Annotated in this window: 16 protein-coding genes; 7 read left to right on the forward strand and 9 right to left on the reverse strand. The window is 71.6% G+C overall.

From position 1 onward, the window contains the following. Nucleotides 1–17: 17 nt before the first annotated feature. Nucleotides 18–266: a DUF3039 domain-containing protein gene (locus tag KALB_RS33690; RefSeq protein WP_030111633.1), complete on the reverse strand. Its 249-nt coding sequence runs from the start codon at nucleotides 264–266 to the stop codon at nucleotides 18–20. Nucleotides 267–293: 27 nt separating this feature from the next. Between KALB_RS33690 and KALB_RS33695 the strand changes: the two genes are divergently transcribed. Continuing rightward, a complete protein-coding gene (locus KALB_RS33695; RefSeq protein WP_236650081.1) occupies nucleotides 294–1,211 on the forward strand; it encodes a pseudouridine-5'-phosphate glycosidase in 918 nt (305 codons plus the stop codon). After that, nucleotides 1,208–2,083, forward strand: a complete 876-nt coding sequence (locus KALB_RS33700) for a carbohydrate kinase family protein (RefSeq protein WP_025360080.1) — start codon at nucleotides 1,208–1,210, stop codon at nucleotides 2,081–2,083. The genes KALB_RS33695 and KALB_RS33700 overlap by 4 nt, the downstream gene beginning before the upstream one ends. Here the strand turns inward: KALB_RS33700 and KALB_RS33705 are convergent. Beyond that, complete coding sequence (locus KALB_RS33705; protein ID WP_025360081.1) at nucleotides 2,059–2,385, reverse strand: DUF3099 domain-containing protein; 327 nt, start codon at nucleotides 2,383–2,385, stop codon at nucleotides 2,059–2,061. The two genes, KALB_RS33700 and KALB_RS33705, sit on opposite strands and share 25 nt — an antisense overlap. A gap of 69 nt (nucleotides 2,386–2,454) precedes the next feature. Here KALB_RS33705 and KALB_RS33710 point away from each other — a divergent pair, with 69 nt between their 5' ends. From KALB_RS33710 to KALB_RS33730, 5 genes are all read left to right on the forward strand, one after another. Beyond that, on the forward strand, nucleotides 2,455–3,945 hold the full coding sequence (locus tag KALB_RS33710; protein ID WP_025360082.1) for a DUF7782 domain-containing protein: 1,491 nt from the start codon (nucleotides 2,455–2,457) through the stop codon (nucleotides 3,943–3,945). Then, the gene (dtd, locus tag KALB_RS33715; protein ID WP_025360083.1) at nucleotides 3,942–4,367 is read left to right on the forward strand and encodes a D-aminoacyl-tRNA deacylase; all 426 of its coding nucleotides are present in this window, start codon (nucleotides 3,942–3,944) and stop codon (nucleotides 4,365–4,367) included. The genes KALB_RS33710 and dtd overlap by 4 nt, the downstream gene beginning before the upstream one ends. Before the next feature lie 299 nt (nucleotides 4,368–4,666). After that, entirely contained in the window at nucleotides 4,667–5,638 is a 972-nt protein-coding gene (locus KALB_RS33720) for a sigma-70 family RNA polymerase sigma factor (RefSeq protein ID WP_025360084.1), read from the forward strand. Between the two features lie 334 nt (nucleotides 5,639–5,972). Then, nucleotides 5,973–7,601 carry a fumarate hydratase gene (locus tag KALB_RS33725; protein WP_035968240.1) on the forward strand — a complete coding sequence of 543 codons (1,629 nt, stop codon included), beginning with the start codon at nucleotides 5,973–5,975 and terminating at the stop codon, nucleotides 7,599–7,601. Nucleotides 7,602–7,608: 7 nt separating this feature from the next. Then, a complete protein-coding gene (locus tag KALB_RS33730) occupies nucleotides 7,609–8,334 on the forward strand; it encodes a DUF4184 family protein (protein ID WP_025360086.1) in 726 nt (241 codons plus the stop codon). Here KALB_RS33730 and KALB_RS44515 read toward each other — a convergent pair. The 7 genes from KALB_RS44515 to KALB_RS33765 form a co-directional block, all read right to left on the reverse strand. Continuing rightward, nucleotides 8,294–8,770, reverse strand: coding sequence for a hypothetical protein (locus KALB_RS44515; protein WP_148309757.1), 477 nt, complete (start codon nucleotides 8,768–8,770; stop codon nucleotides 8,294–8,296). The two genes, KALB_RS33730 and KALB_RS44515, sit on opposite strands and share 41 nt — an antisense overlap. Before the next feature lie 92 nt (nucleotides 8,771–8,862). Beyond that, nucleotides 8,863–9,300, reverse strand: coding sequence for a hypothetical protein (locus KALB_RS33740; RefSeq protein ID WP_030108576.1), 438 nt, complete (start codon nucleotides 9,298–9,300; stop codon nucleotides 8,863–8,865). Continuing rightward, a complete protein-coding gene (locus KALB_RS33745; protein WP_025360089.1) occupies nucleotides 9,297–10,724 on the reverse strand; it encodes an APC family permease in 1,428 nt (475 codons plus the stop codon). The genes KALB_RS33740 and KALB_RS33745 overlap by 4 nt, the downstream gene beginning before the upstream one ends. Before the next feature lie 698 nt (nucleotides 10,725–11,422). Next, entirely contained in the window at nucleotides 11,423–12,010 is a 588-nt protein-coding gene (locus KALB_RS33750) for a Uma2 family endonuclease (RefSeq protein ID WP_025360090.1), read from the reverse strand. A 71-nt stretch (nucleotides 12,011–12,081) separates the two neighbouring features. Continuing rightward, the gene (locus tag KALB_RS33755) at nucleotides 12,082–13,227 is read right to left on the reverse strand and encodes a hypothetical protein (RefSeq protein ID WP_042221074.1); all 1,146 of its coding nucleotides are present in this window, start codon (nucleotides 13,225–13,227) and stop codon (nucleotides 12,082–12,084) included. Next, entirely contained in the window at nucleotides 13,221–14,480 is a 1,260-nt protein-coding gene (locus KALB_RS33760; RefSeq protein ID WP_025360092.1) for a glucarate dehydratase family protein, read from the reverse strand. The genes KALB_RS33755 and KALB_RS33760 overlap by 7 nt, the downstream gene beginning before the upstream one ends. Next, nucleotides 14,477–15,436 carry a 5-dehydro-4-deoxyglucarate dehydratase gene (locus tag KALB_RS33765; protein WP_268872280.1) on the reverse strand — a complete coding sequence of 320 codons (960 nt, stop codon included), beginning with the start codon at nucleotides 15,434–15,436 and terminating at the stop codon, nucleotides 14,477–14,479. Before KALB_RS33765 ends, KALB_RS33760 begins: the two co-directional genes overlap by 4 nt. Nucleotides 15,437–15,585 lie beyond the last annotated feature (149 nt).

Genomic DNA, 15,585 nt, shown 5'->3' on the forward strand with positions numbered 1-15,585 from the left:
CCGCGCCTGGGGGTGGGTCAGTCGTCGTCACCGCCGGGGCGCAGGCCCTCGTAGATCCGCTTGCAGTCGGGGCAGACCGGGGATCCGGGCTTCGGGGAACGCGTGACGGGGAACACCTCGCCGCACAGCGCCACCACGTGCGTGCCCATGACCGCGCTCTCCGCGATCTTGTTCTTCCGCACGTAGTGGAACATCTTCGGCGCGTCGTCGCCGGTCGTGTCAGTGCCCTCGGGCCGAGTGTCGGTCTCGGGCAGCGTCTGGGTCATCGGGCTCACTGCCTCATGATATCGAGCATGGGTGCACGAACACTGGTGGTCGGTGACGAGGTAGCGGACGCGGTGGCGGCGGGCCGGGCGGTGGTGGCGCTGGAGAGCACGCTGCTGTCGCACGGGCTGCCCGCGGGCCGCAACCGCGAGGTGGCGGCGAGGCTGGAGCGGGTGGTGCGGGAGGCCGGGGCGGTGCCCGCGACCATCGCGGTGCTGGACGGGCGGCCGACGGTCGGGCTGAGCGAGTCGGAGCTGGACCGGGTGTGCGACCCGGCCAGCGACATGGTCAAGCTGTCCCGGCGTGACCTGGGCGCGGCGATCGCGCTGGGCCGCAACGGGGCGACCACGGTGGCCAGCACGGTGGCGCTGGCGCACGCGGCCGGGATCGGCGCGTTCGGCACCGGCGGGCTGGGCGGGGTGCACCGCGGGGCGCGGGAGAGCTGGGACGTGTCCGCGGACCTGGCGGTGCTGGCGAGCACGCCGGTGCTCGTGGTGTGCTCCGGGGTGAAGTCGGTGCTGGACATCGGGGCGACCCTGGAGCTGCTGGAGACCAACTCGGTGCCGGTGCTGGGCTACCGGACCGACCGGTTCCCGGCGTTCTACCTGCGCGAGTCGGAGTACGGCGTGCCGTGGCGGGTGGACGATGCCAAGCAGGCCGCCGCCGTGGTGGCGGCGCACCGCGAGCAGGTGCCGGGCAGCTCGGGCGTGCTGCTGGCCAACCCGGTGCCCGCCGAGTACGAGATGGACCGCGAGCTGCACGACAAGCTGCTGGCCGACGGGCTGGAGCTGCTCAGGACGCGCGGGGTGCAGGGCAAGGACGTGACCCCGGTGCTGCTGGAGCACTTCCACACCGCGAGCCGGGGCGTGAGCCTGGACGCGAACGAGGAACTGGTCGTGTCGAACACCCGGCTGGCCGCCGAGGTGGCCGTGGAGCTGGCCGCATGACGGTGATCGTCGTGGGCGACGCGGCGCTGGACGTGGTGGCCCGCCACCACGGACCGATCCCGCACGGCGGGGACGTGCGCGCCGACGTGGCGCTGACCGTCGGCGGGGCGGGGGCCAACACCGCCGCCTGGCTGGCCGCCTGCCAGGTGGACACCGTGCTGGTCAGCCGGGTCGGGGACGACATGGCGGGCCGCCAGGTGCGCGCGGAACTGGCGGCGGCCGGGGTGCGCTGCGAGCTGGCGCTGGACCCGGAGGCACCGACCTGCTGCGTGGTGGTGCTGGTGGACACCGACGCGCAGCGCTCCATGCTGTCCGACCGGGGCGCCAACCAGCGGTTGCAGGGCACGGACCTGTCGACCAGGGTGCTGGAGCACGCACAGCACCTGCACCTGTCCGGCTACGTGCTGCTGGACCCGGCCTCGCGGCAGGCGGGCCTGGACGTGCTGGACGCGGCCCGCCGCTGCGGCCTGACCACCTCGGTGGACCCGCAGGCGGCCGCGCACATCACCGGGGAGTTCCTGGCGGACATCGCCGGGGTGGACCTGTTGCTGCCCAACGCGGACGAGCTGCGCGCACTGACCGGTTCGTCCGATCCGTCCTCGGCATCGGAGTTGCTCGGCAAGGTCGGCGCGGTGGCGGTCACCAGCGGGCCGCACGGGGCCACCTGGGTGGACCGCACCGGGTGCTGGACGGTGCCCGGCGAGCCCGCGGAGTGCGTGGACACCACCGGTGCCGGTGACGCCTTCGACGCCGGGCTGCTCGCGGCCTGGCTGCGCGGGCTGCCGCCGGTGGAGGTGCTGCGCTCCGGGGTGCGCGCCGGCGCCCAGGCCGTGTCCAGGGTCGGGGCTCAGCCCCCGTCGATCACCTGGTGAGACTTGGCCTCCAGCGCACGGCGGGCCGCCCGGTCGGCCTTGAACCGGTTGATCTCCTCGCTCTTGCGCGGGGGCCGGTCGTTGGCGATGAGCACGGCGACCCAGGGCAGCGGCACTGACAGCACCACGAAGAACAGTGCCAGCCACCAGGTGTTGATGAAGATGCCTGCGAGCACCAGGCACGGGATGCGCGCGCCCATGATGATGGCGTACTTGCGCTTGCGTGCCTGGTGCTGCTCCTCGTACGAAGGAGCCGCCTCGGTGATGAGAACCGGGGTGTCGTCCCGATCGGAGCCCTTCACGACACCACCTCCACCTCAGAGTGTCCCACTGTTGGGCGACAACGCACAGCAGCATGTGCCCGTGCGAGCATTCCAGACGTGTTCACAGCTGATTTCTGCGGCCGTCTGCGTGACGCGTTCCACACCGCGGGCTACCACTCCGATGGCGTTGTCGACCTGCTCGGCGCGGCGGCGCACGCTGCGCTGGGCCGGGGCGAGCCCGAGCCGGTGCGCCGGGTCAGCCAGGACGGCGGCGAGCTCGGCACGCTGATCCGTCTGTTCCTGCTCGGCGACCCCGAACCGGCTCCCGCCGTGGCCAAGGCCCTTGGCTCGGCGCCGGTGGAGGAGGCGCTGGCCACGGGGCTGCTGCGCGCCGACGGGGAGCAGCTGCGCGCCGGGCTGGACGTGCGGCCGTACGGGGACGTGCACGGCTCGTGGTGGGTGGTCTCCGACCAGGACTCCGACCTGCGCGGCGGACCGGTGAGCCCGGACCACGTGCTGGGGGTGGGCCACGCCTCACTGAGCCTGGCGCGGGCCACCGCGCGGCGGCCGGTGGGCTCGCTGCTGGACCTGGGCACCGGCTGCGGGGTGCAGGCGCTGCACGCGAGCAGGCACGCCGAGCGCATCACCGCCACCGACCTGTCCCAGCGCGCCCTGGACCTGGCCTCGGCGACGTTCCAGCTCAACGAGCTGGACGTGGAACTGCGGCAGGGCGAGTGGTTCGCCCCGGTCGCCGGGCGACGCTTCGACCAGGTGGTGTGCAACCCGCCGTTCGTGGTGGGCCCGGCGCGGGTGGACTACACCTATCGCGACTCGGGGCTGGCCGGGGACGACGCGAGCGCCCTGGTGGTCCGCCAGCTGCCCGCGTTCCTCAACGAGGGCGGCGTGGGCCAGCTGCTGGCGTCCTGGCTGCACGTGCGGGGTCAGGACTGGGGTGACCGGGTGGCGTCCTGGCTGCCGCGCGGCGGGGTGGACGCCTGGTTCGTGCAGCGCGACGTGGCCGAGCCCAGCCTGTACGTGGGGACCTGGCTGCGCGACGCCGGGGTGGACCCGCGCTCGGCCGAGGGCCGTGCCAAGGCGGCGGCCTGGCTGGACTGGTTCGAGGCCAACCAGGTGGTGGGCATCGGGTTCGGCTTCGTCACCCTGCGGCGCACCGACGCGGCGCACGCCGAGGTGGTCTGCGAGGACCTGCGGCACGCCTTCGACGACCCGCTGGGCCCGGAGACGGCCGCCTGGCTGGACCGGGTGGACTGGTTGCGGGCCAACGGATCGGCCGAGGGCCTGCTGGCGACGCGGTTCGTGGTGCCGGACACGGTGGTGCTGGAGGAGGTGTCCGAGCCGGGGGCCGAGGGCTGGCAGTCGGTGGTGCGGCGGCTACACCGGACGGACGGTCCCGGCTGGCAGCACGAGGTGGACGAGCTGGCCGCGGCCCTGCTCGCGGGCTGCCGGGGCCACGTACCGCTGGCGGACCTGTTGGTGCTGTTGGCCTTCGGGCACGGCCAACCAGCGGAGGAACTGGTGAACGCAGCGTTGCCGATCGTGCGCGATCTGGTCCGGCACGGCATGGTCGTGCCCGCGTGAAAGCGGTTGTCGCGAGGGTTACTCGGGCGTCGGTGACCGTCGGTGACGAAGTGGTCGGTGCCATCGCGGAGCCGGGTTTGTTGGTGCTGCTGGGTATCACCGCCACGGATTCGTCCGAGCAGGTGACGGTGATGGCCCGCAAACTGCACGAGCTGCGCGTCCTGCGCGAGGAGCAGTCCTGTGCCAGCACCGGCGCCCCGCTGCTGGTGGTCAGCCAGTTCACCTTGTACGGGGACACCAGGAAGGGCCGCCGTCCATCGTGGACCGCGGCCGCCCGGCCCGAGGTGGCCGAACCGCTCGTGGACGCCGTGGTGGCGCAGCTGCGGGCACGCGGCGCGCGGGTGGCCACCGGTCGGTTCGGCGCGATGATGGCGGTGGAGAGCGTGAACGACGGTCCGTTCACCGTGCTCGTGGAGGTCTGAACCGAACGGTGTTTCTCCTCGTTTCCTTAACAGGAAACGCACTCGGGTGGCCGAACGGGTCGATCGCGGTGGTCTCTCAGGGAAAGCTCAGGTTCCCGGGGCAACCGCTGTGACGGCTGGTACGTCCTGATGGGTGTGAAGACGGGAACGAAATCCAGATCGTTGTCGTTTTCCCAGTGTCCAGCCAGCAAGCGACCGGCCTTCCGCCGAAGGATCGCCCGGCCGACAGGCTCGCCGCGCAGCGCAGCGCCGGTGTGTGACGCGCCCGCACAGCAGCCCGCGACCGGGGAGGGAGCACCGTGACCGTCCCACAGAGCTATGACCCAGAGGTCGGCATCGAAGCCGATCTGGATGCCCAGGGGCCCGCGGCCGACCTGGTGCGCGTGTACCTCAACGGCATCGGCCGCACGAAGCTGCTGACAGCCGAGCAGGAGGTCGCGCTCGCCAAGCGGATCGAGGCCGGTGTCTTCGCGCACCACATGATGGACACAGCCCGCTCGCTCAGCCCGCAGCGCAAGTCCGAGTTGCAGGCGCTGGTCCGAGACGGGGCGGTGGCCAAGAACCACCTGCTGGAGGCGAACCTGCGGCTGGTGGTGTCGCTGGCCAAGCGCTACACCGGGCGCGGCATGCCGCTGCTGGACCTGATCCAGGAGGGCAACCTCGGCCTGATCCGCGCGGTGGAGAAGTTCGACTACACCAAGGGTTTCAAGTTCTCCACCTACGCCACCTGGTGGATCCGCCAGGCGATCACCCGGGGCATGGCCGACCAGGGCCGCACCATCCGGCTGCCCGTCCACCTGGTGGAACAGGTGAACAAGCTGTCCAGAATCAAGCGCGACCTGCACCAGCAGCTTGGCCGGGAGGCCACGCACGAGGAACTGGCCAGGGAGTCGGGCATCTCGCCCGAGAAGGTGGCCGACCTGCTCGACCACTCGCGCGACCCGGTGAGCCTGGACATGCCGGTGGGCACCGACGAGGACGCCCCGCTGGGCGACTTCATCGAGGACGCCGAGGCCACCGACGCGGAGAGCGCGGTCATCTCCGGGCTGTTGCAGGACGACCTGCGCCGGGTGCTGGGCACGCTGGACGAGCGGGAACAGTCGGTGATCCGGCTGCGCTACGGACTGGAGGACGGCCAGCCCCGCACCCTCGATCAGATCGGGAAGAGGTTTGGGCTCTCCCGGGAACGGGTACGCCAGATCGAGCGAGAGGTCATGGGCAAGCTGCGCCAGGGCGACCGGGCGGAGCGACTGCGGGCGTACGCCAGCTGACGCTGGGTACTCCACCCGTTGGCGGCGTTGACTTGTGACGTACGTCACGGCAGGGTGACCATTCGACAACCGAACTTGGCGGCACGGGAGACCGTGACCGCATCCCACAGGAGGTCGGGGCGGCCGGGGGCCGTCCCGGCCTCTTGGTCTGACCGGGACTCGCGGGTCTTCTTCGCGCGAGTCCCGCTCTACCGAACGCGAGTCCCGCTGACGCGGATCACACCGGGGCGCGGCGGGACGGGCACCGCCGCGCGGGTACCGTTTTCGGACGAGACCTCCGCGCGCAAAGGAGCACGCCGACGTGACCACCACCACGTCTTTCCAGTACACCGACATGCTGCCGCTGGCCAAGGACAACCACACGGAGTACCGGCTGGTCTCCGCCGAGGGCGTCCGCGTGATCGAGGCGGCCGGGCGGCGGTTCCTGGAGGTGGACCCCTCGGCGCTGACCCTGCTGGCCCGTGAGGCGATCAAGGACATCCAGCACCTGCTGCGCTCCTCGCACCTGGCCCAGCTGCGCGCGATCGTGGACGACCCGGAGGCCAGCGGCAACGACCGGTTCGTGGCCATGGACCTGCTGCGCAACGCCTGCATCGCGGCGGGCGGCGTGCTGCCGATGTGCCAGGACACCGGCACGGCGATCGTGATGGGCAAGCGCACCGAGACCGTGCTCACCGGCGGCGCGGACGAGGAAGCGCTCTCCCGCGGCGTGTTCGACGCCTACCAGCAGCTCAACCTGCGCTACTCGCAGATGTCCCCGGTGAACTTCTGGGAGGAGCGCAACACCGGCACGAACCTGCCCGCGCAGATCGAGCTCTACCACAAGCCCGGCGCGGACCCGGTCTACGAGTTCCTGTTCATGGCCAAGGGCGGCGGCAGCGCCAACAAGACCTTCCTGTACCAGGAGACCAAGGCGCTGCTGAACCCCACGCGGCTGGCCCGCTTCCTGGACGAGAAGCTGCGCTCGCTGGGCACCGCGGCCTGCCCGCCGTACCACCTGGCCATCGTGGTCGGCGGCACCTCGGCGGAGTTCAACCTCAAGACGGCCAAGCTGGCCTCGGCCCACTACCTGGACGACCTGCCCACCGAGGGCTCGGCGGACGGGCACGCCTTCCGGGACGTGGACCTGGAGCAGCAGGTCCTGGAGATGACCAGGCAGTTCGGCATCGGCGCGCAGTTCGGCGGCAAGTACTTCTGCCACGACGTGCGGGTGATCCGGCTGCCCCGGCACGGCGCCTCCTGCCCGGTGGGCATCGCGGTGTCCTGCTCGGCGGACCGCCAGGCCAAGGCGAAGATCACCGCCGACGGGGTGTTCCTGGAGCAGCTGGAGCGCGACCCGGCCCGCTACCTGCCCGAGGTCTCGGGTGAACAGCTGTCCGAGCAGGTCGTGCAGATCGACCTGAACCAGCCGATGGAGCAGATCCGCGCCACCCTGGCCGCGCTGCCGGTGAAGACCCGGCTCTCGCTGACCGGCCCGCTGGTGGTGGCCAGGGACATCGCCCACGCCAAGATCAAGGAGCGGCTGGACGCGGGCGAGCCCATGCCGCAGTACCTGCGCGACCACCCCGTGTACTACGCGGGCCCGGCCAAGACCCCCGAGGGCTACGCCTCGGGCTCCTTCGGGCCGACCACCGCGGGCCGCATGGACTCCTACGTGGCGCAGTTCCAGGCGGCGGGCGGCTCGCTGGTGATGCTGGCCAAGGGCAACCGCTCCAAGCAGGTCACCGAGGCCTGCCAGTCGCACGGCGGCTTCTACCTTGGCTCGATCGGCGGGCCGGCGGCCCGGCTGGCCAAGGACTGCATCCGCAAGGTCGAGGTGCTGGAGTACGCCGAGCTGGGCATGGAGGCGGTGTGGCGGATCGAGGTCGAGGACTTCCCGGCCTTCATCGTGGTCGACGACAAGGGCAACGACTTCTTCGCCGAGACCTCCGCGCCCACGCTGCAGATCTCGTTCCGGCGGTAGCGGGCACGTGCCGCTGACCTTTCCCTCGCACGCCGCGGTCGTGCTGCCCCTGTGGCGGTACTGGCCGCGGCGCTGGGAACCGGTCTCCCTGGTGATCGGCTCCACCGCGCCCGACCTGGCCTTCGCCTTCGGCATCGAGGACACGCACCGCTGGGACGCGCTGCTGTGGTGGTCGGTGCCGGTGGGCATGGTGCTCACCGTGGCCCTACGCTGGTCCGCGCCGAGAGCCGCCGTTCACCTGCCCAAACCGTTGCGGCGACTGGGTTCTCTCGGCGACGGCGGGCCGAGGTGGTGGGCGTGCCTGCTCGGTGTGGTGGTCGGCGCCGTCTCGCACCTGCTGTGGGACGGCTGGTCCCACTACGACGGTTACGGCACGGTGCTGGTGCCCGCACTGCTGCACCGCTCCCCGTTCTGGGGCATGCCCTGGTATGCCGCGTTGCAGTGGGGTTTCTCGGGGCTCGGTGCGGTCGTGGCGGTGGTCTTCGCCGTGCAGGCCTACCGGGATCCGCGAGTGCTCGGCCCCGCACCGCAGGCACCGCGCCGCCCGCTGCGGTTCACGGTGGGCGTGCTGCTCGCGGGGCTGGCCGGTGCGGTGTGGACCGGCTCGGAACTGCTCGCCGGCCACCGGGTGATGGCGGTGGAGTGCCTGCTGCTGACGGCTTTCGCGCTGCCGGTTGCCGGGGCGCTCGCGGTCAGTACGGCCCGTTCTTCGCAGTCAGCACCAGTTTCCTAGCGCCCAGCGGGGCGTCCAGCGTGACCGAGACCGGCACGTTGCGCACGTAGAGCGGGCACATCCGGTGCGTCTCGGTGGTGGTGAGCAGTTCCACCCGCACCTCCTCGGCGTTCTGCGCGAGCACCTTGCCGCTCAGCTTGGCGCAGCCGCCCTCCTCGCCCATCACCACGACGGTCCTGCCGTTGTCCGTGGTCCACACCGAGCGCGGGTAGGTCTCGGGCACCTGCGAGTAGTCGATCTGGTTGGGCGGCACGGCCGGTCCGGTCCTCGGCGCGCTGGTGCTCGTGCCGGGACTCGTGGGCGGTACCGCGGTGGTGCTCACCACCGGGGCCGGGGCCTTGCCGACCGGCGCGGTCGCCTCCGGGGACGGCGCCTGCGCACCGCAGCCCGCCGTCAGCAGGGCGAGCAGGCCGATTCCGATCACCGTTCTTCTCATGCCAGTAGGACGGGATCCGGGACCGTCCTGGTTGCAAAGCGGTGCCCGGCCGGCTGGGGCGAGTCGGCCGGGCACCCGGTGAGGTGGTCTGGTCAGGACCGGATCGTCTGCTGCTCCAGCACGACGGTCCGGTCGGCCAGCGGCTTGTCCAGCTGCACCGACAGCTTCGGCAGCCGCAGGTCCTTGGTGCAGACCCGGTTGGTGTCGGTCAGGTCGCGGATGAGCACGACCCGCACCGCCGTGGCGCTCTGCTCGGCGAGATCGATCTTCGCGTGCTCACAGCCGCCCTCCTGGGCCTGCACGGTGAGCGTCCCGCCGTTCTCGTCGGTCCACGCCTGCCTGGGGTAGCCCTTGGGCAGCCGCGTGCCGTCGACCCGGTTCTCCGGCACAGCCCGGTCGGCGCCCGGCAGGATGCCGTTGGCGGGCTGCCCGTTGCTCGCGGGCTTGTTGTCGGGGACGGTTGGCTGACTGGGTTGGCCGCAGGCGCCCACCAGGAACAGCAGGGCGCCTACCGCCGCTAGGCGTCTCATGCAGGGAAGACGGAACCGGCCCCAGGTTCGGTTGCACCCATGTCCGAGGGAAGCGAGACGATCCACCGGGTGTCGGCGCGCGGGCGCAGGTAGAGCAGCCAGTACAGGGCGGCGGCCACCAGCACCACGCCGACGACCAGCAGGTCAGCGACCGACTGCACGCCGAGCACGTAGATCAGCACCGCGGACACGGCGATGGGCACGGCGGGCCACAGCGGCATGCGCCACGCGGGGCGGTGCCGGTGCTTGCGGCCGCGCACGGCCAGCGCCGCCAGCGACACGGACAGGTAGAGCGCGACCACCGCCACGCCGGTGACCCCGTTGAGCGTGGCCACCGGGACGAAGCACAGCGCGGCCCCCGGTAGGCCGACCACCAGCGTGGCCACCCACGGGGCGTCGAACCTCCTGCTGACCACGCCCAGCGCGCGGTTGACCGGTTCGGGCCAGGCGCGGTCGCGGGCCGAGGCGTAGAGCACCCGCGAGTTCTGGATGACCATGACCACGCAGGCGTTGACGATGGCCGCCGCGATGCAGAGGCTGATGAAGGCGCCGACCTCGGGCGTGCTCCAGCCGGACACCAGCGCGGACAGGTCGCCCGCGGCCAGGGTGTCGGCGTCGGGTGCGCCCAGGATGATCGCCACGACCGGCACCAGCACGACGAGCCCGCCGATGGCCAGGGTCGCCAGCACGGTGCGGGACACCGTCCGGCGCGGGTTGTCCAGTTCCTCGGACAGGTACACGGCGGTGGTGAAGCCCTGCAACACGAACAGGGCGACGGCCAGTCCGGCGATGATCGCCAGCGGGGTGACGAGATCGGCACCGGCCGTGGGCTGCAACAGCACGCTGACCGGCTTGTTGGCGTGGCCGAAGCCGAGCACCGCGACCACGGCGGCGGCCACCACCTCCACGACCAGGAACACGCCGGTGATCCAGGCGTTGGCACGCAGGTTGAGCAGACCCGTGACGGTGGCCAGCAGCAGCACCAGCCCGCCCGCGACCGGCCCGCTCACCTGCACGACCGGGCTCAGGTAGGCGCCGACCCCGATCGCCATGATCGGCGGGATGATCATGACCACGACCAGCGACACCGCGAAGGCCAGCCAGCCAGCGAACCGCCCGGTGAGCGTGCCGAGCATGGCGTACTCCCCGCCCGCGCTCGGCACCAGCGTGCCCAGTTCCCCGTAGCAGAGCGCGATGCCCACGCAGAGCAGCCCGGCCAGGGCGATGGTCAGCGCCGTGCCGGTGCCCAGCGAGCCGAACAGCGGGGGCACGATCACGAACAGGGAGGAGGCCGGGGTCATGCAGGTCAGCGTGAGCAGCGTGCCGCCGATGACCCCGATCGACCGGGTGAGCGGTCGCGGTCCCCGCTGACCGGGTCCGGTCTGCCCAGTGGTGGTGCCCGTGGTTAACGCCGTCTCCGACATGCCGCAGCCTCCGCACCCCAGTCAGCCATCCGTGTGACGCATAGAACACGAGCGTTTTAGTCGCGTCAAGGCATCTGGACAACGGATTTCGTATTGACTACGGGTTTGAGCGGCGGAAACAGTGCCGGTTTGGGGGGTGAGGGTGAGTGGGCGGCTTGCGTGACGGGGTGGGCCTGGCGTGACGGGGTGGGCCTGGCGGTGCGGGCTTGGCGCGGGGCGGGCCTGGCGCGACGGGGCGGGCTTGGCGCGGGGCGGGCTTGGCGCGGCCGCCGCGAAGGTGGCTTTCACTGCGCTGAACGCAGCGAATGGTCCTTTCGCAGCGCGCCTCGGCGGTGTCGGGGTCTTGGCGGTGTCAGGGTCTCGGCGGTGTCAGGAAGGTGCCCTTCGCGACGGTGAACGTCCTGAACGGCACCTTCATGGCACGGCGGCGCGGGCCCAGAGCAGGCTCACCGGGCCACGGGCCCCTGTCACGCGGGCCACGGGGTCCCTGTCACAAAGGTGCCCTTCGCGACGGTGAACGTCCCGAACGGCACCTTCATGACGTTGGGAGTGAGGTGTCCACAGGCGCCGAGTTGTCCACATGTGGATCTTGAGCAAGATCAACTGTCGGGGGTGGGCGGTAGACTGGTGACGGGGACGCCCCCCAGGGAGTGGCGGGGGATTGTCACCCTGTAGAGCGCGGATCCGCCGCTGTGGGCTCAGAGGTCGAGCAGTGCGACCGGGTCGAAGCTGACCGGGAAGGGCTCGGTGATCTCGAAGAGGTCGCCGGTGTGCGCCAGCGCGACCTGCTCGTACTCGCCGTCCACCAGCCGGAAGAAGCGCAGGGTGGCGGTCCGGGTGCGCAGGCTGACCTCGCCGTGCAGGTAGAACGGGATGCCCGCCTGGGCGCAGAGCAGCGGCTTGTCGACCCGGTCGCGGGTGACGCTGGACGGGGACACGAACTCACCGACGAGCACGGCGTCCCCGGCGTCCGCCCAGACGTCGGGGATCGGCGAGCGCATCACGGTCAGGTCGGGCTGGATCCAGCGTTGCGGGGTCATCCGCAGGTTGACCGTGGTGTAGATCCGGAGCCCGGCGGCACGGGCGGCGGGCTTGAGCAGCCCGCGCATCTCGTCGGCCGCGTAGACGTTCGGCCCCGCCTCGTAGGGACTCACGACCAGCTTTCCGTCGACGCACTCGTACTTGGCCGGCGGAAGGCCGGGGTCGGGGAGGTACCGCTCGGCCAGGTCGGTGGTCCAGAGCCCGGCCAGATCGGTGATCGGATCGAACGTGACAGCCAGCGACACGAGCCATCACCTCCTCGTCCCGCCCATGGTACTGCCCGCAGCGATGCCCCAGTCTACGGGAAAACGGGTGATCAGGAGCCTGTCACGGCCCCGAGTGCGAGCCGGATCGCCTCCAGCCGGGCCCGCGAGGCCAGCCCCGCGTGGTAGACGTGCAGCTCGCTGGCGCCCGCTTCCACGTACCCGCGCCACTCCTGGGCCAGCGCCACCGAGTCCACCGCCCGCGGCGGCAGCGCCAACACGTAGGCCGCCACGCGGTGCTCCCCGGCCAGCGCGCGGATCGCCGCCGTCCCGGCCTGGGGCCCCGGCCAGCAGGTCACCGTCAGCACGTCCACGTCCGCGCCGACACCGCCCGCCACGGTCGCGAACGGGCCGGTCGCCCACTCCTCGGCGTTGGCGTGCACCACGACCCGCGCCTGCGGAGCCAGTTCCCGGACCCGGGCCACCAGCCGGGCCCGCAGTTCACGGCTCAGCCCGGTGCGCACGGCGGCCACGGGCTCGGCGAGCCGCTCCCCCAGCGCGGCCCGCACGCTGTCCGCCTTGCCGTCCACCCCGGCGCGCACGGCCGCACGCAGTTCTGCCACGTCGACCCCGGCCTCGGCGTAGCGCGCCTGGCAGGCCGTGCAGAAGCAGAGCGAGAGCAACTGCTGCCGCACCGGGGTCCAGTCAGTGCCGTCGGTCTTCTCGTGGTGCCCGCCGTGCACGAAACCCAGTGGGCCACAGGCTTCCAGCACCACACCGTCGATCTGTCCACTTCGGACGATCTCGCTGACCAGCGTGTCGCAGTACTCGGCCACCTCGGGCTGCGCGGGGCACAGCGCGTACGGGTAGGAGTCCCCGAACGCGTTGCGCACCACCAGGTCCGGGCACTGGTCGCCGAGACGGCTGGAGTGGGTCAGCACGATCCAGGCGTAGACCGGCAACCCGGCCGCGCGCAGCTCGTCCGCAGCGGCGCCGAACGAGTTGTCACCGTCCACCCAGGACGGTTGCGCGGGCACGAGTCGCCTGCCACGCCAGGCTTGTTCCCGGACCGGGACGTACAGCGCGGCGTGGCGCGCGTCGACGAGCCGGTGCTCCGGGTGCAACGGGGTCGCCGCCCGCACGGTGTGGTACGAGGCCGCCAGCGCCACGGCGTCCACACCGAGCCCGGCGATCCGCGCGGCGGCCTCCGGGTCGCCGACCAGGTCCCACGGATAGGCGTGCGCGATGGTGGTCACCACCGGGGTAGCTTCCTCTCGTAGCTGGGGTCGAAGCGCTGCATGTAGCCGGTGTCGTCCCGGTCGCGCAGCCCGCAGTCCAGATAGCGCTGGTGCGCGAGGGCGAGGGCGTCGGGGTCCAGTTCCACCCCGAGCCCCGGTGTGGTCGGCACCGGCACGGCACCGTCCACGAAGGACAGTGCGCCGGGCAGCACCACGTCGTCGGCCGCGTTCCACGGGTAGTGCGTGTCGCAGGCGTAGTCCAGGTTCGGGGTGGCCGCGGCGAGGTGGGTCATCGCGGCCAGGCTGATGCCCAGGTGCGAGTTGGAGTGCATGGACAGGCCGATGCCGAAGGTCTGGCAGATCGCGGCCAGCTGCCGGGACCGGGTCAGCCCGCCCCAGTAGTGGTGGTCCGACAGCAGGACCTGGATCGCGTCGCGGGCCACGGCGGGCGCCAGGTGCTCGTAGGACACCACGCACATGTTGGTGGCCAACGGGATTCGCACCCGCTCGGAGACCTGGGCCATGCCCGCGATCTCCGCCGTGGGGTCCTCCAGGTACTCCAGCAGCCCGCCCAGTTCCTCGGCCACCTTCACCGAGGTGTCCACGCTCCACGCCGCGTTCGGGTCCAGCCGCAGCGGGTGCGCCGGGAACGCCTCGCGCAGGGCGCGGATCGCCGCGATCTCCTGCTCCGGCGGGAAAACCCCGCCCTTGAGCTTGATCGAACCGAAGCCGTACCGGTCGATCAGCGCCCGCGCCTGGTCCACGATGCCGATCGGGTCGATGGCCTCGCCCCACTCGTCGGGCTCGTGGCCGGGGTGGCCCGCCCACTTGTAGAACAGGTACGCGCTGTACGGGACCCGGTCCCGGATCGCGCCGCCGAGCAGGTCGGACACCGGCCGCCCCAGGTGCTTGCCCTGGATGTCCAGGCAGGCCACCTCGAACCCGGAGAAGACCCGGTCCACCGTGCCACCGGAGGAGATCGTGCCGGTCAGCCCGTGCCGGTCCGAACCGGTGACGCCGCCGAGCGCGTCGGCCACCGCGGCGTGCATGGCGTTGAGCGCGTACACGTCCAGCCCCAGCAGGGCGGGCACCACCTTGCGCATCCGCTCCAGGTGGCCGGAGTCCCCGTAGGTCTCGCCGAGACCGGTCAGCCCCTCGTCGGTGTGCACCTGGATGATCGTGCGCAGCGCCCAGGGTTCGTGCACGCCAACGGAGTTGAGCAGCGGCGGGTCGCGGAACGCGATCGGGGTCAGCTCGATGTCGGTGATCTTCATCCGGCGGCCAGCTCCCGCCCGCGGGCCAGGATCTGGTCCAGCTCGGCCAGGTGCTGCTCGGAGGGGTCGGTCAGCGGCGGGCGGACCCCGCCGACGGCGAGCCCGGTGCGGGCCACGGCCGCCTTCACCAGGGACACGGCGTAACCGGGCACCTTGTCCCGCAACTCCACCAGCGGGCGGTAGAACTCGCGCAGCAGCAGATCGGTGCGGGCCGTGTCGCCCCGCACCACCGACTGGTAGAAGGCCAGCGAGATCTCCGGGGCGAAGCAGAACACCGCCGAGGAGTACAGGTGCACGCCGATGCCCTTGTAGGCGGGCACGGTCATCTCGGCGGTGGGCAGCCCGTTGAAGAACTGGAAGGGCTTCTCGCCGACCGCGGCGCGCACCGACAGCACGATGCGCTGCATCAGGTCCAGGTCGCCGAGCCCGTCCTTGAAGCCGATCACGGTGGGCAACTGCGCCACCTCGGCGGCGGTTTCCGGGGTGAACACGGCGTTGTTGCGCTGGTAGACGATCACCGGGAGGTCGGTGGCGGCCACCGCGGCACGCACGTACTCGACCAGTCCGGCGGCCGGGCAGCCCACCAGGTAGGGCGGGAGCAGCAGCAGACCGTCGGCCCCGGCGCGCTGCGCGGCCCTGGCGAAGGCGGCGGCCAGCGGCGCGGAGCCGCCGACCCCGGCGAACACCGGCACGCGGCCTGCCGTGGCCTCGACGGCGACCCGGACCGCGCGCTCGAACTCCCCGGGCTCCAGCGCGTGGAACTCGCCGGTCCCACAGGCCACGAACACCCCGCCGGGACCTGCGGCCACACCGTGTTTGACGTGCTCGGCGAGCACGTCAAGGGCCACCTCCCCGTCCGGGGTGAACGGGGTCACCGGGAAGAACAGCACTCCATCCAGTTGCATCTGCCTGGCCTCGGATTCGCGTCGAGTGGGGCCCCGCGGGGCGGCGACCAGCGCCACCCCGCGGGGTTGTGAGACCTGACGACACCGCCGCCGTTAGTCGCCCGGCCCACGTCTAGGGTGTTCACATTTCTGAACCTCAGTCGTACTTGTGAACACTGCCTGCTGACTGTAAGAATCAACGGCACAACGTGTCAAGAGCC

The organism is Kutzneria viridogrisea DSM 43870 (assembly GCF_000525635.1).
GTDB classification, from domain to species: domain Bacteria; phylum Actinomycetota; class Actinomycetes; order Mycobacteriales; family Pseudonocardiaceae; genus Kutzneria; species Kutzneria viridogrisea.

Excerpts from the sequence above, each read along its gene's own strand:
- KALB_RS33690 (WP_030111633.1), bottom strand. The coding sequence starts at position 266 with ATGACCCAGACGCTGCCCGAGACCGACACTCGGCCCGAGGGCACTGAC.
- KALB_RS33695 (WP_236650081.1), top strand. The coding sequence starts at position 294 with ATGGGTGCACGAACACTGGTGGTCGGTGACGAGGTAGCGGACGCGGTG.
- KALB_RS33700 (WP_025360080.1), top strand. The coding sequence starts at position 1,208 with ATGACGGTGATCGTCGTGGGCGACGCGGCGCTGGACGTGGTGGCCCGC.
- KALB_RS33725 (WP_035968240.1), top strand. The coding sequence starts at position 5,973 with ATGCTGCCGCTGGCCAAGGACAACCACACGGAGTACCGGCTGGTCTCC.
- KALB_RS44515 (WP_148309757.1), bottom strand. The coding sequence starts at position 8,770 with ATGAGAAGAACGGTGATCGGAATCGGCCTGCTCGCCCTGCTGACGGCG.
- KALB_RS33740 (WP_030108576.1), bottom strand. The coding sequence starts at position 9,300 with ATGAGACGCCTAGCGGCGGTAGGCGCCCTGCTGTTCCTGGTGGGCGCC.
- KALB_RS33745 (WP_025360089.1), bottom strand. The coding sequence starts at position 10,724 with ATGTCGGAGACGGCGTTAACCACGGGCACCACCACTGGGCAGACCGGA.
- KALB_RS33760 (WP_025360092.1), bottom strand. The coding sequence starts at position 14,480 with ATGAAGATCACCGACATCGAGCTGACCCCGATCGCGTTCCGCGACCCG.